The 18,404-nt window shown below is 71.1% G+C and carries 18 protein-coding genes; 13 read left to right on the top strand and 5 right to left on the bottom strand.

The annotated features are described in order from the left end of the window. The 3 genes from VFV89_RS06880 to VFV89_RS06870 form a co-directional block, all read left to right on the top strand. Positions 1-597 (top strand): iron-sulfur cluster-binding domain-containing protein (locus VFV89_RS06880; RefSeq protein ID WP_329705177.1); only part of this gene is annotated, 597 nt, incomplete at its 5' end. Positions 598-608: 11 nt separating this feature from the next. Then, positions 609-1,712: an acyl-CoA desaturase gene (locus VFV89_RS06875; protein WP_329705176.1), complete on the top strand. Its 1,104-nt coding sequence runs from the start codon at positions 609-611 to the stop codon at positions 1,710-1,712. 23 nt (positions 1,713-1,735) lie between these two features. Beyond that, a complete protein-coding gene (locus tag VFV89_RS06870) occupies positions 1,736-1,987 on the top strand; it encodes a hypothetical protein (protein ID WP_329705175.1) in 252 nt (83 codons plus the stop codon). Here the strand turns inward: VFV89_RS06870 and VFV89_RS06865 are convergent. After that, entirely contained in the window at positions 1,984-2,394 is a 411-nt protein-coding gene (locus VFV89_RS06865; protein WP_329705174.1) for an MmcQ/YjbR family DNA-binding protein, read from the bottom strand. The genes VFV89_RS06870 and VFV89_RS06865 overlap by 4 nt on opposite strands. Positions 2,395-2,460: 66 nt before the next feature. On the opposite strand from VFV89_RS06865, the gene VFV89_RS06860 reads away from it, so the two are divergent. The 5 genes from VFV89_RS06860 to VFV89_RS06840 all read left to right on the top strand — a co-directional run bounded on the left by VFV89_RS06860 (position 2,461) and on the right by VFV89_RS06840 (position 6,276). Next, entirely contained in the window at positions 2,461-3,501 is a 1,041-nt protein-coding gene (locus VFV89_RS06860) for an alcohol dehydrogenase catalytic domain-containing protein (RefSeq protein WP_329705173.1), read from the top strand. Positions 3,502-3,728: 227 nt separating this feature from the next. After that, positions 3,729-3,947: a hypothetical protein gene (locus VFV89_RS06855; RefSeq protein WP_329705172.1), complete on the top strand. Its 219-nt coding sequence runs from the start codon at positions 3,729-3,731 to the stop codon at positions 3,945-3,947. Positions 3,948-4,061: 114 nt separating this feature from the next. Beyond that, the gene (locus VFV89_RS06850) at positions 4,062-4,274 is read left to right on the top strand and encodes a hypothetical protein (protein WP_329705171.1); all 213 of its coding nucleotides are present in this window, start codon (positions 4,062-4,064) and stop codon (positions 4,272-4,274) included. A 32-nt stretch (positions 4,275-4,306) separates the two neighbouring features. Further along, positions 4,307-5,665 carry an MFS transporter gene (locus VFV89_RS06845; RefSeq protein WP_329705170.1) on the top strand — a complete coding sequence of 453 codons (1,359 nt, stop codon included), beginning with the start codon at positions 4,307-4,309 and terminating at the stop codon, positions 5,663-5,665. Then, on the top strand, positions 5,662-6,276 hold the full coding sequence (locus VFV89_RS06840) for a hypothetical protein (RefSeq protein ID WP_329705169.1): 615 nt from the start codon (positions 5,662-5,664) through the stop codon (positions 6,274-6,276). The genes VFV89_RS06845 and VFV89_RS06840 overlap by 4 nt, the downstream gene beginning before the upstream one ends. 235 nt (positions 6,277-6,511) lie before the next feature. Here VFV89_RS06840 and VFV89_RS06835 read toward each other — a convergent pair whose 3' ends face one another. From VFV89_RS06835 to VFV89_RS06820, 4 genes are all read right to left on the bottom strand, one after another. Beyond that, on the bottom strand, positions 6,512-7,162 hold the full coding sequence (locus VFV89_RS06835; RefSeq protein ID WP_329705168.1) for an acetoacetate decarboxylase family protein: 651 nt from the start codon (positions 7,160-7,162) through the stop codon (positions 6,512-6,514). Between the two features lie 47 nt (positions 7,163-7,209). After that, complete coding sequence (locus VFV89_RS06830; protein ID WP_329705167.1) at positions 7,210-7,854, bottom strand: flavin reductase family protein; 645 nt, start codon at positions 7,852-7,854, stop codon at positions 7,210-7,212. Positions 7,855-7,920: 66 nt separating this feature from the next. Then, positions 7,921-8,097, bottom strand: coding sequence for a DUF6104 family protein (locus VFV89_RS06825; protein ID WP_329705166.1), 177 nt, complete (start codon positions 8,095-8,097; stop codon positions 7,921-7,923). Between the two features lie 121 nt (positions 8,098-8,218). Beyond that, positions 8,219-12,007 (bottom strand): multifunctional oxoglutarate decarboxylase/oxoglutarate dehydrogenase thiamine pyrophosphate-binding subunit/dihydrolipoyllysine-residue succinyltransferase subunit, encoded by a 3,789-nt coding sequence (locus tag VFV89_RS06820; RefSeq protein ID WP_414690355.1) that lies wholly within the window; start codon positions 12,005-12,007, stop codon positions 8,219-8,221. A gap of 220 nt (positions 12,008-12,227) precedes the next feature. Between VFV89_RS06820 and VFV89_RS06815 the strand changes: the two genes are divergently transcribed. From VFV89_RS06815 to VFV89_RS06795, 5 genes are all read left to right on the top strand, one after another. After that, on the top strand, positions 12,228-12,830 hold the full coding sequence (locus VFV89_RS06815; protein ID WP_329705165.1) for a hypothetical protein: 603 nt from the start codon (positions 12,228-12,230) through the stop codon (positions 12,828-12,830). Beyond that, the gene (locus tag VFV89_RS06810) at positions 12,827-13,762 is read left to right on the top strand and encodes an LCP family protein (protein WP_329705164.1); all 936 of its coding nucleotides are present in this window, start codon (positions 12,827-12,829) and stop codon (positions 13,760-13,762) included. The genes VFV89_RS06815 and VFV89_RS06810 overlap by 4 nt, the downstream gene beginning before the upstream one ends. A gap of 848 nt (positions 13,763-14,610) precedes the next feature. Then, positions 14,611-15,228: a sulfotransferase family 2 domain-containing protein gene (locus VFV89_RS06805; protein ID WP_329705163.1), complete on the top strand. Its 618-nt coding sequence runs from the start codon at positions 14,611-14,613 to the stop codon at positions 15,226-15,228. A 62-nt stretch (positions 15,229-15,290) separates the two neighbouring features. Further along, complete coding sequence (locus VFV89_RS06800; protein ID WP_329705162.1) at positions 15,291-17,477, top strand: acyltransferase family protein; 2,187 nt, start codon at positions 15,291-15,293, stop codon at positions 17,475-17,477. Next, on the top strand, positions 17,474-18,404 hold a 931-nt coding region (locus VFV89_RS06795; protein WP_329705161.1), incomplete at its 3' end, for an acyltransferase. The genes VFV89_RS06800 and VFV89_RS06795, both read left to right, overlap by 4 nt.

Here is an 18,404-nt window from a genome sequence, read left to right as displayed (position 1 = left end):
ATCACCCCGGTGATGTCGATCCTGCGCACGCTGCTGCGCCGCGGGTACGGCGGGACGGTCCACTTCGTGCACTACGCCCAGTCGCCGGACCACCAGATCTACGCCGAGGAGCTCGCCGACCTGCCGCCCAACATCCACGTGCGGCTGCTCTACCCCGAGTGCGGCGACCCGGTCTACTGCACCGAGGAGCTGGCCGAGATGGTGCCGGCGTACGCCGACCTCCACACCTGGGCGTGCGGCCCCGCCGGCCTCATCGAGCTGATCCAGGAGACCTACGCCGACAACCCGCGACTGCGGATCGAGTACTTCAAGACCTCCACCAAGCCGCGCAGCGACGTCGTCGCGGAGGGGTCGACGACGTTCACCGCGAGCGGCGAGGAGTCGGACAACACCGGCGAGACGCTGCTGGAGCAGGCGGAGGCCCTCGGGCTTCGCCCGGAGTTCGGGTGCCGGATGGGCATCTGCTTCTCCTGCACCTCGCGCAAGAGCGAGGGCACCGTCCGCAACGTCCTCACCGGCGAGGAGTCGTCCCTGCCCGACGAGGACATCCGCATCTGCGTCAGCGCGCCCGTCGGCGACTGCGTCGTCCAGCTGTGAGGAGACCTGACATGAAGACCAACAAGACCACCCTGACCGACGAGCAGCTCGAGCAGCTCGGCGAAGAGCTCGACGCGATCCGCCAGCGGATCCTGGCCGACCTCGGTGAGGATGACGCGGCCTACATCCGCGGCGTCGTCAAGCGCCGCCAGCAGCTCGAGGTGGCCGGCCGGCTGATGTTCTACCTGCCGCCGCTCTGGCCGCTCGCCGTGGCCTCGCTGAGCATCTCCAAGATCCTCGACAACATGGAGATCGGCCACAACGTGATGCACGGACAGTACGACTGGATGGGCGACCCCGCCCTGAACTCCCGGATGTACGACTGGGACACGGTCTGCCCCGGCGAGCAGTGGAAGTACAGCCACAACCACATCCACCACACCTACACCAACATCCTCGGCAAGGACCGCGACGTCGGCTACGGGATCCTGCGGATGGACGAGGACCAGAAGTGGCACCCCTACTACCTCGGCAACCCGCTCTACGCGTTCCTGCTGATGGTGTTCTTCGAGTGGGGCGTCGCGCTGCACGACCTCGAGGTGGAGAACCTCGTCGCCGGCCGGCGCAGCCATGAGGACAACAAGCCGCTCTACCCGGGGCTGATCCGCAAGGTCCGCAACCAGACCCTCAAGGACTACCTGCTGTTCCCGGCGCTGACCGGGCCGCTGTTCGCGCTGACCCTCGCCGGCAACGCTGCGGCGAACCTGGTCCGCAACGTGTGGGCGTTCAACATCATCTTCTGCGGCCACTTCCCGGCCGGCGTGGCGACGTTCTCACAGGACGAGTGCGAGGACGAGACCCGCGGCCACTGGTACTACCGGCAGCTGCTCGGCTCGGCCAACATCACCGGCGGGCGGCTGTTCCACCTCATGTCCGGCAACCTGTCGCACCAGATCGAGCACCACCTCTTCCCCGACCTGCCGGCCCGCCGCTACCCGGAGATCGCCGACGAGGTCCGCGAGCTCTGTGAGCGGTACGGGCTGGCCTACAACACCGGTCGTCTGTCGAAGCAGCTGTTCTCGGTGGCCGCCAAGATCTGCCGGATGGCGCTGCCCGACCGCCCTCGCGGGCGGACCGGGCCGGCCCCCGCCACGGACGAGGCGTTGGCTGCCTGAGCCATCCGGGTCACACTTGCGCCATGACCGACGACAACGGCGAGCGACTGTCGGGCGCCGAGATCGGCAAGGACGCCATCCAGTCGACCATCGAGGCTGCCGCGAGCACCGCTGGTGAGGTCGCGACGATCCTCACGCGTGCCGTGCGCGACGTGGCCACCGCGATCGGGGACTTCGCCACCGAGGTCTTCGAGATACGTGAGGCCTCCCGCAGGGCGGCCGAGGACGGTGCCGACGAACCGATGGCGGCGGTCGAGCAGCAGCTCGAGGACTAGTCGTCGAGCTGCTGCACGAGCCTCTGCGGCGCACAGAACCGGTAGCTCTCGGTGACCAGCTCGGCGACCTCGGCCCAGTCGGTGTCGCCGTCGAGCACCATGCCGACGATGGTCGGCGACCAGGGCGGCTTGTAGAACGGCATGCCTGCGTGGACCAGCGCCAGCAGCTCGTCGCCACCGGCGCGGAAGGTCAGGACCGTGGTCGGGTCGGCGATGCCGGTGATGTCGCGGAACGAGGACTCGTAGCCGGCCTGGGCGACCATCACGTGCGCGAAGGTCTTGGCGCGGATCCGCCAGCGGACGCCGGTCCACGCGTCCTCCTCGTAGGCCTCGGGCAGGGCGAGGGCCGTCACCGCGAGCCGGGCGACGACCTCGCCGTCCGGCTCGATGCGCGGCGTCCTCGGCACGGAGCCGAGTCTCCCAGCGAGCGCCGACAGCCCGGGCGTCCCCACCCGACTCCCTAGGGTGAGGCCATGCGTGCGGTGCTGGTCGAGGCGTTCGGCGTGCCGCCCCGGCTGACCGACGTCCAGGATCCGCCGTGCCCGCCCGACGGGGTGGTGGTCTCGGTCGACGCGACTGGACTGTGCCGCAGCGACTGGCACGGGTGGCTGGGCCACGACCCCGACATCGCGCTGCCGCACGTGCCTGGCCACGAGCTGGCCGGCACCGTGGTCGCCACCGGGGCCGGGGTCACCCGCTGGCAGGTCGGCGACCGGGTCACGACGCCGTTCGTCCTCGCCTGCGGACGATGTCGTGCCTGCGCGCGCGGCGACGGCCAGGTCTGCGAGAGCCAGCTGCAGCCGGGGTTCACCCAGTGGGGCTCCTTCGCCGAGCTCGTGGCGCTGCCGCGGGCCGACGTCAACCTCGTGCGCGTGCCTGACGAGGTCCCGACCGAGGTGGCCGCCGGCCTCGGGTGCCGGTTCGCGACCGCCTACCGTGCGGTGGCCCACGTCGCCCGGGTGCGGCCGGGCGAGATCGTGGTCGTGCACGGCTGCGGGGGCGTCGGGCTCTCGGCGGTGATGGTCGCCGTCGCGCTCGGCGCGCGGGTCCTGGCGATCGATCCCGACCCGGCCTCGGCCGCCGTCGCCGAACGGCTCGGGGCCACGCCGGTGCCGGCCGACCGCCCCGACGACGCCGTCGCCGACCTCACCGACGGAGGTCCGGACGTCACGATCGACGCGTTCGGCAGCCGGGCGAACCTGGCCGCGTCGGTCGCCGCCCTGCGGCCGGGTGGCCGGCACGTCCAGGTCGGCCTCCTCGGCGGCGACGACGCCCTCCCGCGGGTCGACATGGGCCGGGTGCTCGGCCAGGAGCTCCAGCTGCTCGGCAGCCACGGCATGCCGGCGTCGGCCTACCCCGAGATGCTCGCGCGGGTGGCGGACGGCACCCTCGACCCCGGCCGGCTGCTCCGCGACCGGATCGGGCTGGCCGAAGCCGCGAAGCGGCTCGCAGCCCTCGGACGACCCGGCGCGGGAGCCGGTGGCATGACCGTGATCCGGCCGGACCTGGGTTGAGTCGACGGGGAGACCGCAGACGGCGGGGGACCTGCTTCACTGAGTCCGGCTGAACCAGGAGGGCAGATGTTCGAGGCGCTGGTCCTGGGCGCGGTCGCGCGGGCCTCGTTGCTCCTCAGCGGTCTGATCGCCACATGGGTCACAGTGCCAAGCCGGGTCACCGGATGGCTCGCGGGGTTCGGTGCGGGCGCCCTCATCAGCGCTGGAGCAGGGCCAAGCTGTGTGGCATGTGGGGCTCGGTGGTGGTCGCGTGTGGGCTGGCCTCGGGCCTCGGGTTCGTGATCGGCTCCGTGGGCGGCACCGGCGACCGCATGGTGGCCCTGGCCGCGGGCGGTCTCCTGGCGATGCTGACCGACTCCCTCATGCCCTTCGCCTACAGGCGCGGTCGCAACTGGCCCGGCGTCTGGACCGTCATCGGCTTCGCGGTGGCCGTCCTTCCCCGGTGACCGGGCCCCGCGACCCGGCGCCGGCGGCGCGGGGCCGTCGGCAAGACTGGGCGTCGACCTCGTCGACAGTGCTGGCTCAGGGAGGGCGTCATGGCAAGGCAACGATGGAGTGACATGAGTGAGCGCCGCCGCAGGGTGATCATGGTGCTCGGCATCGTCGAGGGGGTCCTCAAGACGGCGGCGCTGGCCGACCTTCGACATCGAGGCGACGACGAGGTTCGCGGCCCCAAGAAGGCCTGGGGACTCGCGATCGTCTTCGTCAACGCTGCCGGTGCCGTCCCCGCGGCCTACTTCCTCCTCGGGCGCCGAAAGCCCGGGAGCAGCTAAGCCCGCCCGGACCTCACTGCGAGGATGTCCGCGTGCGTCGCGCCGTGGCCCCGCTCCTCGCACTGACCGTGGCGCTGGTCCTCGCGGACTCCGCGGTCGTCACGCTCGCCCTGCCGGACATCCTCCGCCACCTCGACACCACCGTCGGGGAGGTCGCCTGGGTGCTGATCGCGTTCAACCTGGTGCTGGCACTGGTCGCCGTGCCGACGGCCGTGGTCTTCGCGCGGGCCCAGCCGCGGGTGGTCAGTGCGGTCGGCATCGCGGTCTTCGCCGGCTCCTCGGCGGCGTGCGCGCTGGCGGGGACGATCGAGGTGCTGATCGCGGCCCGATGCCTGCAGGCGGTCGGCGGCGCGCTGGCGCTGGTCGGGTGCCTCGAGCTCCTCGTCGAGCTGTACGGCGAGCGGCGCGGCGTCGCCGTCTGGGTCACCGCCGGCGTGGTCGGAACCGCCGCCGGCCCGGTCGCCGGCGGGCTGCTGACCGAGGCGTTCTCGTGGCAGGCCATCTTCGTGGTCCAGGTGCCGTGCGCGGTGCTGGCGGTCCCGGCGGCGCTGGCCGTCGCGGCGCGACCGGCGCTGCCGCCGGACCGGCACCGGCCCGCGGTGCGCCCCAACCTGACCCTCGCGCTGCTCTCGGCCGCGCTCACCGCAGCGTTGTTCCTCCTGGTCCTGCTCCTGGTCGACGGCTGGCGCCGCTCCCCGGCGACCGCGGCCCTGACCGTGTCCGTCGTACCACTTGCGGCGCTCGGGTCGCGCCCTCTCGCCCGTCTGCTGCGGACGCCGCCCGAGGTAGAGGTCGCGGTCGGCTGCTTCCTGATCGCCGGCGGACTTGTCGGCCTCGCGATCCCACCGTCGGCCAGCCTCGTCTGGACGATCGCGCCGCAGGCCCTGGTCGGGCTCGGGCTCGGGCTGACCGTCGACCGGCTCAGCGCGCAGACGATGGAGATGCGGCTGCCGCGGGTGCACCACGCGGGGTGGACGATCGGGGCGCGCCACCTCGGCGTGGTCCTGGGGCTGGCGATCCTCACGCCGGTCTTCACCGCGGACCTGCAGGACGCCCAGGCTCCGGCCCAGGAGGCCATCGCGTCGCTGGTGCTGGACGCTCCGTTGCGGCCCGAGGGCAAGATCGCGGTCGCCCAGGCGCTCGGGCGCGAGCTGGCCGAGCAGCGGGGTCAGGTCCCCGACCTGCACCGCGCCTTCGAGACCGCGGACATCGCGCCGGACGAGCGCGCGGCAGCCGCTCAGCTCGAGCGTGACCTCGACGCCCAGCTGGAGCGTGCCGCCACCAGGGCCTTCCGCGACTCGTTCCTGATCGGCGCCGGGCTGGCGCTGGTGGCGCTGCTCACGGTAGTCGCGTCCCTGGTCGTGCCCGGCGGCCGGCGGGTGACCCGATGACGAGCCGGTTCGGGCTGGTGGGCATGCCGGCGGTGGCGGTGGTCCTGGTGTGCGGGGTGCTCGGGATCCAGCTCGCCCACGGCGGCGGGAGGTTCGAGCCGCTCCACCCGGCCGATCCCTGCGTGGCACGCACCGTCACCTCTCAGGCCGAGGGCATCGACGCGCTCACCGAGCGGCTGGTGCTGCTCGGCCTCGACGGCGCGGCCTGCCGCCTCGGCATCAGCCGCGAGGCGTTCACCCTCGAGCTCGCCCAGCCCGGTCCGCGCACCGACGAGGAGGTCGACGCGCTGCGTGCCGGGCTGCTGGACGCCGTACGGCGGATGGAGGACGACGGGACGCTGCCACCGATCTCGGCCCTGGTCGACGAGGCGCTCGACAACTCCGACCTCAACGGCTTCCTGAAGGCCGCGATCAAGGCCCTGCCGGACTCCGTGATCGACGCCGCGCTGAAGACCGACGACGTGCTCACCCGCGCGATCGACGGCCTCGACCTCCGCAGCATCCTGGAGAACCTCGACGACCAGCAGGACCTCGACCGACAGATGAACGCCGCTGTCGAGCAGGCCGTCAAGGACGCCCTCGTCGACCGGTTGAAGGGGCTGCTGCCGTGATGGGTGCTCAGGCTCTCCTGACGCTTCCGTGGGTGGGCGAGCGACCACTCCGGGCAGCGGTGACCTTTCAACCGGTCTGGGCCGCCCACGGGTTCACCGACCACCGGCGCCTCGGCGTGTCCCGCCGAGATGTCGACGTGGCGGTGGGTGGTCAACCACGCTGCGCCAGGCTGCGGTTGATCGGTCACCGCTGCCCAGGGCCGCCCACCCACGAACCAGTCACTCGAGCCGCAAATCAGCCGAACGACATCCGGAAGGCCGCCTGGCGGAACGTCGCGAGCCGGCGGCCCCGGGCCAGCCAGCCGAGCGGCCCGCTCGGGTTGATGTCCCAGTGCGACCGGGCGGGGAGCGACCGCCCGGAGCCCCGCATCGGCGTGGTGCGGTCCTCGCCGCCGGTGTCCTCGATCCCCGGCTGCCAGATCGTGCCCTTGAACGGCAGCCGCGGCGCGACCCGCGACACGTCGCGGAACCGCGCGGTGGCGATCGGCGTACGCCCGACCGCGGCCGACCACTCGGTCGTGGTCAGCGGGCCGGTGTGGGTGGTGTCGAAGGTGAAGTCGCAGAGCTCTTTGGGGATCGCCCAGAGCTCGCGCCCGCCGGCCCTGGACTCGGGGGAGTCGACCCAGATGTCGGGCGACGTCACCGCCCGGCCGTGGCCCTCGCCGTTGAGGACGCGGGCGACGACCAGCTCGTGGTAGGTGAGCGGGCTGCCCTCCTCGTAGGTCACGAACGCCGCGGCGTAGACGCCGGCCGGGTGCCGGTCGTCGACTGCCGACCCGAGGCGGAACACGGTCAGCCACATCGAGCCCACCATCTCCCATGGCGCGGCCGGGTAGGAGATCTCGTCGGCGACGGAGGACTGCAGCCACTCGATCTGCGCGGTCACGAGGCCAGCCTAGGAGTCAGCAGTCTCCGAGGTACCGCCTCCCCGGGTCAGGCGCTGGCCTGTTCCTCGAGACGGCCAGGCATCTGCCACCCGGCGGCCAGCCGGGACGGCGCGATCGGCCGCCCCTCCCCGAAGAAGTCGCAGAACTTCATGATCAGCGGGTCCCAGGCCTGCGGGTCGACGTAGTCGGTGCGGGGGAGCCGAACGCTGTCGTGGACGTGGGACCGGAGCACCTCGACGTGGATCGCGTGTGCGAACACCCGGTCGTCCTCGCTGATCGGGTAGCTGCCCGACACCCGGCACTCGAGCTGGATCGGGCACTCGGCCACCCGGTCGGGGGCGACCAGGTCCGACGGCTCACGGGTCAGTCCCGCCGCCTCGAACTTGCGCGGCTCGTAGCGGTAGCCGGTCTCGCGCTTGTGCGGTGACAGCTCCGGGGTCCCGGTGAGCAGTGCCAGCCGGTCGACGTGGTCGACCAGGTCCGACGAGGCGAGGTTGAGGACGGCCTCACCGGTGCGCAGGAGGTTCTGGGTGGTCCTCGACGCGGCCGCCAGGCCGACCATCGCGTTCTGGCCCAGCCACCACGCGGACGACATCGGCGCGAGGTTCGTGGTGCCGTCCGGGTTGGTCGAGGAGACCAGGACGACGGGGGTGCCGTAGTAGTGGACCTTGAGCGGTACGACTCGGTGCATGCCACCGATCATCGTCGTCCGGACACCGCATTACTGGCGGGAATCGGACACCGCGACGAGGCCGGCTCAGTCCTCCGGGTCGTCGAGCCGGGCCAACCAGGTGGCCAGCCGCTCGACGGCCGTCTCGAACTCCGGGTGCACGTCGGTGAACTCGCTCAGCCGGTCGGCCAGCCAGGCGAGGGAGACCTCCTCGTCACCCCGGCGCTGGGCCAGTTCCTCGATGCCGCGGTCGGTGAAGTACACGGTGGGTTCCAGCCTTCCCTGCGGTGTGTCTCGGCCCGCCCGTCACGGCCTCGCAAGCTCGGCCGTGGGGCTCGCTCGACCCGTGAACCGTTCTGTCTGCTCGGCCCTCGCAGACAGAGGTTCACGCGAAGGCCCGGGTGAGCAGGTCCTTCTGCTCCTCGGCGTGCCGCTTGGCGGTGCCCACCGAGGGGGAGGAGGACTCCGGCCGTGCGACGGCCTCGACCCTGGCGTCGACGTGGGGCCAGACGTTGAGCGCGTAGTTGGGCCACGCGCCCATGTTCAGCGGCTCGTCCTGCACCCAGCGCACCTGCTTGAGGTTCGGGTAGCGGGCGATCTCGTGCCTGAGGTCGTCGAGCGGACGCGGGTAGAGCTGCTCCACCCGGCCGATCGCGAACCGCTCGCTGCCTTCGACCTTGGCGCGCTCGACCATGAGGTCCCACGTGATCCGGCCCGAGCACAGCAGGAGGGTGTCGACCTTCTGCGGGTCGGCAGTCTCGTCGCCGATGAACGGGCGGAACGTGCCGGAGGTGAAGTCCGCGGGCTGCGAGGCCGCCTCCTTGCGCTTCAGCATCGACTTCGGGGTGAACACGACCAGCGGACGGTGCTGCTGGCCGAGCGCGTGCCGGCGTAGCAGGTGGAAGCACGACGCCGGCGTCGACGGCTGCGCCACGACGAACGCCTCGTCCGCGGCCATCGTCATCCAGCGCTCGATGCGGGCCGAGGAGTGGTCGGGCCCCTGGCCCTCGTAGCCGTGCGGCAGCAGCAGCACGACGCCGGACTCCTGCCCCCACTTGGTCTGGCTGGAGCTGATGAACTCGTCGATCACGATCTGGGCGCCGTTGACGAAGTCGCCGAACTGCGCCTCCCACAGCACCAGCGCCTCGGGCCGCGCCACCGAGTAGCCGTACTCGAACCCGAGGGCGGCGTACTCCGAGAGCAGCGAGTCGTAGACATGGAACTTGGCCTGGTCCTCGGTCAGGTTGGCCAGCGGCGTCCACTCGTCGGCATTGCGGCGGTCGATGATCGTCGCGAACCGCTGCACGAAGGTGCCGCGCCGCGAGTCCTGGCCGGCCAGCCGCACCGGGCGGCCGTCCATGAGCAGCGCGCCGAACGCGAGGATCTCGCCGGTGCCCCAGTCGATCGGGCCGTCGGTGATCGCCTGCGCGCGTCGCTGCAGCTGCGGCATCACCTTGGGGTGCACCGTGAACCCCTCCGGCGGCGTGACGTAGGCGTCCGCGATCCGTTTGAGCACCTCGGGGACGACCGCGGTCGCGGTCTCGCCCTGCGGCTTGTCCGGGTAGTCGGGCACCGTGGTCCACTCCGAGGGCTGGCTGGTCGCCTCACGCACCTCGGTGAAGACCCGCTCCAGCTGCTGCTGGTAGTCGCGCAGCACCTGCTCGGCCTCTTCGATCGTGATGTCACCACGGCCGATGAGGGACTCGGTGTAGAGCTTGCGGACCGAGCGCTTCTGCTCGATGAGGTCATACATCAGCGGCTGGGTGTACGACGGGTCGTCGCCCTCGTTGTGGCCGCGGCGGCGGTAGCAGACCAGGTCGATGACGACGTCCTTGTTGAACGCCTGGCGGTACTCGAAGGCGAGCCGGGCCACCCGGATGCAGGCCTCGGGGTCGTCGCCGTTCACGTGGAAGATCGGCGCCTGGACCATCCGGGCCACGTCGGTGCAGTAGAGCGAGGAGCGCGACGACCCGGGAGAGGTGGTGAAGCCGACCTGGTTGTTGACGACCACGTGGATGGTGCCGCCGGTGCGGTAGCCGCGCAGCTGGGAGAGGTTCAGCGTCTCGGCGACGACGCCCTGGCCGGCGAAGGCCGCGTCACCGTGCACGAGGAGGGGGAGTACGGGATAGGCCGCACCGCGGTTGAGCACGTCCTGCTTGGCCCGCGCGATGCCCTCGAGCACGGGGTCGACCGCCTCGAGGTGCGAGGGGTTCGCGGCCACCGACACCTTGATCGTGTCACCGGAGCCGGCCTCGAACTCGCCCTCGGCGCCGAGGTGGTACTTCACGTCGCCGGAGCCCTGCACGGTCCGGGGGTCGATGTTGCCCTCGAACTCGCGGAAGATCTGGGAGTACTTCTTGCCGACGATGTTGGCGAGCACGTTGAGGCGGCCGCGGTGGGCCATGCCGATGGCCACCTCGTCGAGCCCGGACTCGGCGGCGGCCTCGCAGATCTCGTCGATGACCGGGATCGTGGTCTCGCCGCCCTCGAGGCTGAACCGCTTCTGGCCGACGAACTTGGTCTGCAGGAACGTCTCGAACGCCTCGGCCTGGTTGAGCTTGAGCAGGATCCGTAGCTGCTCCTCGCGGGGCGGCTTGGTGTGCGGCTGCTCGACCCGCTCCTGGATCCACCGGCGCTGCTCGGGATCCATGATGTGCATGTACTCGATGCCGGTCGTCCTGCAGTAGGAGTCGCGCAGGATGCCGAGGATGTGGCGCAGCTTCATGAACCGCCGGCCCTCGCCGCCGAAGGAGCCGGTGGCGAACTCGCGGTCGAGGTCCCACAGGGTCAGCCCGTGCGACTCGACCTCGAGGTCGGGGTGGCTGCGCTGGCGGTACTCCAGCGGGTCGGTGTCGGCCATCATGTGGCCGCGCACCCGGTAGGCGTGGATCAGCTCGACGATCCGGGCCTGCTTGCCGATCTCGTCGTCGTGCGTCGCAGTGATGTCCTGGGACCAGCGGATCGGCTGGTAGGGGATGCGGAGCGCACGGAAGATGTCGTCGTAGAAGCCGTCGTCGCCCAGCAGCAGCTGGTGGATGCGCTTGAGGAACTCGCCGGACTGGGCGCCCTGGATCACGCGGTGGTCGTAGGTCGAGGTGAGCGTCATCACCCTGCTGATCGCGTTGCGGGCGATCGCGTCCTCCGAGGCGCCCTGCCACTCCGGCGGGAGCTCCATCGCGCCGACGGCGATGATCGTGCCCTGGCCCTTCATCAGCCTGGGCACCGAGTGGTTGGTGCCGATGCCGCCGGGGTTGGTCAGGCTGATCGTGGTGCCCTGGAAGTCCTCGACGGTGAGCTTGTTGCCGCGAGCCCGGCGGACGATGTCCTCGTAGGCGGTCCAGAACGCCGCGAAGTCCATCTGCTCGGCGGCCTTGATCGAGGGCACCACCAGCTGGCGCGACCGGTCGGACTTCTGCAGGTCGATGGCGAGCCCGAGGTTGATGTGCGCCGGCTGGATGAGGTTGGGCTTGCCCTCGACCACGTCGAAGCCGACGTTCATCTCGGGATGGTCCTTGAGCGCCCGCACCATGGCGTAGCCGATCAGGTGGGTGAACGACACCTTGCCGCCGCGGGCGCGCGCGAGGTGGTTGTTGATGACGGTGCGGTTGTCCCAGAGGAGCTTGACCGGCACCGACCGGACCGAGGTCGCGGTCGGGACGGTGAGCGAGGCGTCCATGTTCTGGACGGTCCGGGCCGGCGCGCCGCGCAGCACGGTGTACGTCGGCTCGTCGCTGGCGTCGGTCCGCTCGGCGGGCGGCTGCTCCTTCGGGACCGGGTTGGTGGTCCCCTTGGCCGGCTCGGCGGCCTTCGACTCGGGCCGGGGCCGGGCCACCGGAGCGGGGGTCGGGGTCGGGTCGACGTGCGGCTCGGGCGCGCGGCCGACCTCCTTCTTGGCCTCCGGCTTGGCCTCCGGCTCGGCCGCGGGCCTTGGTTCGGGCTGAGTCTTCTCCACCTCGGGCGCGGTGGTGGCGGCGCCGGCCGAGCCGGTTCCGTTGGTTCTGGTTCTGGTGCTGGTGCTCGTGCTGGTGCTGGTGGTCGTCGTGGCGCCCGGCGCCCCGTTGGACCCGGTGGCGGTGCTGGAGGAGCCGTCCGTCGAGCCGGCGCCGTGCGCCTTGAAGTAGTCCACCCACGTCTGGTCCACGCTCGACGGGTCCGACTTGAACCGCTCGTACATCTCCTCGACGAGCCACTCGTTGGCACCGAACTCCTCCGGCACGGTGGCCGACGAGACGGTGCTCGACGAGGAGGAGGAGGGGGTGGTTTCGGGCACGGCGCGGTCGCCTCTTTCGTGCGTTGAGGTAGGTGGTGGTTGCCAGGGTCTTCTGGTTGTCAACGTTAGTCCTCCATCCCAGCAAATGCAGGGTCGAGACGCCTGTCCGTGTGAGGCTGTCCCCATGACGTCCGTCACCCCGCCGCGCGCGCGATCTGCGCTGGTGATCGGGGCCGCGTTGCTGCTGCTCGGGGGAGCGGTCGGCTGCGACTCCGGCGACGACCTCGGCGGCACCAAGGACGGGTCGTCGTCCTCCCACGGCAGCGACAACGCGCCGGTCGAGACGGTGACCACGCTCCACGCCACCGGCGAGAAGCTCAACGAGGCGCATCGGACCCGGGTCAAGGAGGGTGTCAACAAGGTGATCGACCCGTGGTTCGACGACGCCTTCCTCGGTGACTTCCCCCGCTCGGACTGGAGCACCGCCTTCGTCGGCTTCACCAAGGACGCCGCCGCCGACGCCCAGGGCCGCGACCTCGACCTGCTGACCAACGCCGCGATCGCCGACCAGATCGACTCGGCCACCGCTACCCGGCGCCGGGTCCGCCTCAACGTCTTCTCCTACCGCGGCCACCCCCGCGGGGCCACGGCGCACTTCGTCCTCGACTTCACGACCAAGGGCGGCCTCGAGCAGCCGATGCGGCTGAGTGGCGACCTCTACCTCGCCAAGGACAAGGGCGAGTGGAAGATCTTCGGCTACGACCTGGACCAGGCGGTGCCGGCATGAGCACCCCCAGGACCATGACGCGTCGCCCGGTGGTGTGGCGCGTGTTCCGGCTCGGCGTCCTCGGGATCGTGCTCGCGGTCTGCGCGACCCTGGCGCCGTCCTCGTCGGTCAAGCCGACCGACCTCGCACTCATCAAGCTCAAGCAGGCCGAGACCGTCGACACCACCCCCGACGTGATCTGGCTCGTCGCGGTCGGCTCCGACGCCCGGCCGGGCGAGGACATGACCCACACCCGCGGCGACGCACTGCACCTGATCGGCATCAACACCAAGTCCGGCGCGGCCGCCGACATCGGCGTACCCCGCGACTCCTGGGTCGAGATCCCGGGCGTCGGACACAACAAGATCAACGCCGCTCTCTACTACGGGGGTCCGGAGCTGATCGCCGAGGCCGTCGGCAACCTGTTCGGGATCCAGCCGGACTACGTGTTCGTGACCCGGTTCACCTTCTTCCAGAACCTGATCAGGTCCATCGGCGGCGTCGACGTGGACAACCCGGTGGCGTTCAGCGACTCGTCGCTGAAGCCCAAGGGGTTCCCCGAGGGCCACCTCCACCTCGGCCCGTGGGACGCGCTCGCCTTCTCGCGCAGCCGGCACGACCTGCTCCGCGGCGACTTCGACCGCTCCGCCAACCAGTCCCGGGTGCTCGCCGGCATCCAGGCCAGCATCCGCTCCCACGTCTCGAAGCCGGGATGGCTCGAGGAGCACGTGCTCACCGCCATGCAGAACATGGCGTCCAACGCCTCGCCCGGCGACATCTACCGCCTCGCCCACGCCGTGGCCGCCATCAAGCCGTCGAAGATCACCCAGTGCGTCCTGCTGGGCGGCATCGGTGACATCGGCGGTGCCAGCGTGGTGCTGCCCTACACCGACATGGCGCAGCGGTTCGGCGACGAGGCGCGCGACGACGCGACGCTGGACAGCTGCGACTGACGCTCGGGCGTGCCCGGCTGCCACCGGGGGGCACCGGATATCCGGCACTTGTGACTGATCCGTGGGTGGGCGGCCGCGCGCGTAGCAGGCCCGGATGCGCGGGCACCCACGGTTCTGTCAGGGTCCCCGGATATCCGGCTCTTGTGGCCTATCCGTGGGTGGGCGGCCGCGCGCGTAGCACGCCGCAACCCGCCCTCAAGGATGCCTTCGGCACCGCTGCGCGGCGCCTGCGGCGTCCTTGACCGCGGGTCCCCAGCGGCGCGCTGTGGGGCGCGCAAGGGCGGAGCAAGCTCCGCCCCGCATGCGCGGCCGCCCGGGGCGTGTTCCGGGGATTTGCACCGCAAATTCGCCACCAAGCGTCCAGATGCGGTGCAAATCCGCTGGACCCGGGCTTTGCCGAAGATCTTCGGCACCAGGTGCCGATCTCCCTCCGCAAACCCCATCAGCGGGGCCGGCGGGGGAATGGTGGTGGTGCCCGCGCTGTGCAACGGCGCGGCGAAGCCCGCCGTTGTGCGCCGTATCACCGGATCGCGCGAGGCTCGCGGTCAAGGACGCCGAAGGCGCCGCTTGCGGCCGAGCGAAGCGAGGTCCTTGACGGCGAGACGCGATCCGGTAGGCGCGCGGGCGCCCACGGGAAACGTCGGGGTCACCGGATATCCGGTGACCCCTGAGCTTCTGTACCAAGATCTCGGCACAGAAGCGGATGGGTCGCTACAGAAGCCACGCTGCCTTCGGCACCGCGGTGCGGCGGGCCAGGACCAGCGGTGGTCGAGCAGTGGCCCACGTTGCGGGGGTCTCGAGGCGGTGCTGCGCAACCTCCTCGACCACCTGTGGCAGAGGAGCGCGGGGTGCGCGCGGTTGGCAGGATGTACGCCGTGATGTGCTTCGCGGACCGCGGCTTCGTCTTCCTGTCGATGCCCAAGGCGGGATCGACGGTGCTCCAGAAGCACTTCGCCCGGCACGCGATGATCCTGTTCCGGCAGCCGCCCGGTATGAAGCACATGAGCGCGGCGACCTATGAGGCGGTGCTGGCGCCGTGGCTGGCGCGGTACGGCCACTCGCGCGACTCCTACGAGACCATCTGCCTGGTCCGCCACCCGCTGGAGCGGGCGGTGTCGTGGTGGAAGTACCGCGGCCGCCCGGAGGCGCAGGGCCGGCCGAACTGGACCGGCGACCTGACCTTCGCCGAGTTCGCGGACCGGCTGATCAGCGGCGAGGTGCCGCTGGGGACCTCGTCGAACTTCGTCACCGACGCCGATGGCAAGGTCATCGTGGACCGGATGTTCCGCTACGAGCACCTCGACGCGGCCACGGCCTGGATGGCCGAGCGGCTCGGGATCGCTCCGCCGGTCCTCGAGCCCACCAACGTCTCCCCGGCCCGGGACGACGAGATGGACCCCGCCACCCGGGCCCGCCTCGAGGCGCACTTTGCAAAGGACCTGACCATCTACGAGAAGGCCGGCTGAGAGGGTCCTGAGAGGCCGCGCCGAAGCGGTTCCGGGGGCCCTCCCGACCTACGATGGCGGCCATGCATCCGGGCTTCCGACAGGACATCCAGGGGCTGCGTGCCCTGGCCGTCCTGCTGGTGATCCTGGACCACGCCGACATCGGACCCTTCCACGGCGGCTTCATCGGCGTCGACGTCTTCTTCGTGATCTCGGGCTTCCTGATCACCGGGCTGCTCGTCTCGGAGGCCGAGCGCACCGGCCGCGCCTCGCTGCTCGGCTTCTACGCCCGCCGGGCCCGTCGGATCCTGCCGGCCGCGACTTTGGTCATCGTCGTGACCGTCGTCGCCAGCATCTACTTCCTGAGCGCCGTCGAGGCGAGCGGCGCCATCGAGGACGCGCTCTGGGCGACGTTCTTCCTGGCCAACTTCAAGTTCGCCTCGGACGGCACCGACTACTTCCAGAACGACACCCCGCCCTCCCCGCTGCAGCACTACTGGTCGCTGTCGGTGGAGGAGCAGTTCTACCTCGTCTGGCCGCTGCTGGTGATGCTGCTCTGTGTGTACGCCGCGTGGCGCGCCCGCCGCAGCGCCGGCCAGCGCAGCCTCGGGCCGCGGGTGCGCGACCTGGGCGTCTCGCCGCTGGTGGTGATCGTCGGCATCTCGTTCGCCTACTCGGTCTCCCACAGCACCACCGACCCGGTGTCGGCGTACTTCTCGCCGTTCACCCGCGCCTGGGAGCTCGGCATCGGTGCGCTGGCCGCCTGCCTCAGCACCCGGCTGATCCTGCTCAAGCCCTCGGTCCAGGCGCTGCTGTCGTGGGGCGGGCTGGTCGCGGTGGCGGTCGCCTCGCTGGTCTTCGACGGCACCACGGTCTTCCCCGGCTACGCCGCCGCGCTCCCGGTCGTCGGGACGGCCGCGATGCTCGCCGGCGGCCTGCGGCCGGCCAGGTGGGGGCCCCAGAGGCTGCTGTCGCTGCAGCCGGTCCGGACCGTGGGCGACTGGTCCTACTCGCTCTACCTGTGGCACTGGCCGGCGCTGATCATCGTCAGCGAGGCCTGGCGGCCTGCGGTGGGCTGGCGCGGCGCGCTGGTCATCGCGGCCGTCGTTCCGCTGTCCGCGCTCAGCTACCACTTCGTCGAGAACCCCGTGCGCCGGGCCCAGCTGTTCAAGGGCCGCCGGCTGCGCGGGGTGCTGCTCTACCCGGCGGTGGTCGTGATGACCCTGCCGATGCTGGCGGCCGCCAACGCCGTGGTCACCGACGAGCTCAACGGCGGCGGGCCGCCGATCACCACCTCGAGCTTCGGCCAGGGCAGCGACGCGAACGACCCGCAGTTCAGCCAGGACAAGGTGGTCGCGCTGGTGCAGGCCTCGGTCCGGGCGGCCGAGAACGGCTACGAGATCCCCGCCGACCTCAAGCCGTCCCTGCTCGACCTGAGCACCGACATCCCCGACCTCGGCAAGTGCCAGTACTTCGAGATCAACAACGACCGGCCGCTGTGCCCCCGGGGCGACCCGGACGGTGACAAGACGCTGGTGCTGATCGGCGACTCGCACGCGCGGCAGTGGGTGCCGGCCCTCGACATCTTGTCGAAGAAGTACGGCTACACCGCCTACTACCTGATCCGCGAGGGCTGCCCGTCCTCCGACGTGACCCCGTGGATGGTCCACGGCGGTCCGAGCACCGACTGCGAGGCGTTCCAGGACTGGGCCCGCCAGCAGGTCGCGGAGCTGAAGCCGGACGTCGTGGTCCTCGGCTCCGAGGCCAACCGGCGGGGGTTCACCACCGACGACGGCCAGCTCGTCGACGACGAGCCGACGATGGCCACGATGTACCGCGAGGGCATGGAGCGGGAGATCGACTTCCTGTCGCCGAACGCCGGCCGGGTGATCGTCGTCGGCGACCCACCCGCCGTGGTCGAGCACCCCGGTCGCTGCCTGTCCGAGCGGGGCGCGACCCTGAAGAGCTGCCTGTCCAAGGAGGACCCGGAGTCGCTGACCTTCATCGACTCGCTGCGGCAGGCGGCCGCCGCCAAGGGGGTCCAGTTCGTCGAGACCGCGTCGTGGTTCTGCGCCGACGGCCTCTGCCCGAGCGTGGTCGGCGACTACATCGCGCACCGCGACCGCACGCACATCAGCCAGAGCTACGCCGGTTTCCTGACCGACGAGCTCGAGGCCCAGATCCACCTCGACCCGGCGTACGTCGCGCCCAGCGAGTCACCTTCGCCGTCCACGGGCACCGTCGTCTCGACCACCTCGGGTGGCCCGTGAGCACCACGACCGCCACCACCCCGGCGACCGAGTCGACCGCGACGCCCAGGCTTCGTCACCGCGACGACGTCCAGGGGCTGCGCGCCATCGCGGTGCTGACCGTGATCGCCTCGCACGCGTCGGTGCCCTACCTCGACGGCGGCTTCGTCGGCGTCGACGTCTTCTTCGTGATCTCGGGGTTCCTGATCTCGAAGCTGCTGTTCCGCGAGGCGGAGCGGACGGGCCGGATCTCGATCCCGAGCTTCTACGCCCGCCGGGCGCGCCGGATCCTGCCCGCGGCGACGCTGGTCACGCTCGCGACCGTGGTCGCCTCGGCCATCTGGCTGAGCGCGGTGGACCTCCTCGCGGTCGCCAAGGACGCGCTGTGGGCGGTCTTCTTCGCCGCCAACATCCACTTCGCGGCGATCGGCACCGACTACTTCGCGCAGGAGGAGCCGCCCTCGCCGCTGCAGCACTACTGGTCGCTGTCGGTCGAGGAGCAGTTCTACCTCGTGTGGCCGCTGCTCGTGCTCGCCGTGCTGGTCGTCGCGCGGCGCCGCGGCCTCGGCCACCGCGGGCTGCTGGCGGTGCTGATCGGCACGCTCACGATCGGCTCGTTCGCCTACGGCGTCTGGTTCAGCGAGGTCTCGACCCAGCAGGCGTACTTCTCGACGCTGTCGCGCGGCTGGGAGATCGGCGTCGGCTGCGCGCTCGCGCTGGTCCTGCCCGCCGGGCTGCGGATGCCGCGGCTGCTGGCCACCGTGCTCAGCGGCGGCGCGATCGCCGCGCTCGTGTGGATGACGCTCACGTTCCGCGACGACATCCCCTATCCGGGCTGGTACGCGCTCGTGCCGACGATGGCGACCGCGGCGTGGATCGTCGCCGGCACCGCCGTCACCGCGGCCGCGCCGATCCGGCTCTTCTCGCTGGCGCCGATGCAGTACCTCG

It is taken from the genome of Nocardioides sp. (assembly GCF_036274455.1).
Lineage (GTDB): Bacteria > Actinomycetota > Actinomycetes > Propionibacteriales > Nocardioidaceae > Nocardioides.
This window is presented reverse-complemented; position numbering and strand designations above follow the sequence as displayed.

Bases quoted from the DNA above. Each gene is read 5' to 3' on its own strand.
- VFV89_RS06875 (WP_329705176.1), top strand. From the start codon at position 609: ATGAAGACCAACAAGACCACCCTGACCGACGAGCAGCTCGAGCAGCTC.
- VFV89_RS06870 (WP_329705175.1), top strand. From the start codon at position 1,736: ATGACCGACGACAACGGCGAGCGACTGTCGGGCGCCGAGATCGGCAAG.
- VFV89_RS06860 (WP_329705173.1), top strand. From the start codon at position 2,461: ATGCGTGCGGTGCTGGTCGAGGCGTTCGGCGTGCCGCCCCGGCTGACC.
- VFV89_RS06855 (WP_329705172.1), top strand. From the start codon at position 3,729: ATGTGGGGCTCGGTGGTGGTCGCGTGTGGGCTGGCCTCGGGCCTCGGG.
- VFV89_RS06850 (WP_329705171.1), top strand. From the start codon at position 4,062: ATGAGTGAGCGCCGCCGCAGGGTGATCATGGTGCTCGGCATCGTCGAG.
- VFV89_RS06840 (WP_329705169.1), top strand. From the start codon at position 5,662: ATGACGAGCCGGTTCGGGCTGGTGGGCATGCCGGCGGTGGCGGTGGTC.
- VFV89_RS06830 (WP_329705167.1), bottom strand. From the start codon at position 7,854: ATGCACCGAGTCGTACCGCTCAAGGTCCACTACTACGGCACCCCCGTC.
- VFV89_RS06820 (WP_414690355.1), bottom strand. From the start codon at position 12,007: ATGTACGAGCGGTTCAAGTCGGACCCGTCGAGCGTGGACCAGACGTGG.
- VFV89_RS06815 (WP_329705165.1), top strand. From the start codon at position 12,228: ATGACGTCCGTCACCCCGCCGCGCGCGCGATCTGCGCTGGTGATCGGG.
- VFV89_RS06810 (WP_329705164.1), top strand. From the start codon at position 12,827: ATGAGCACCCCCAGGACCATGACGCGTCGCCCGGTGGTGTGGCGCGTG.
- VFV89_RS06800 (WP_329705162.1), top strand. From the start codon at position 15,291: ATGCATCCGGGCTTCCGACAGGACATCCAGGGGCTGCGTGCCCTGGCC.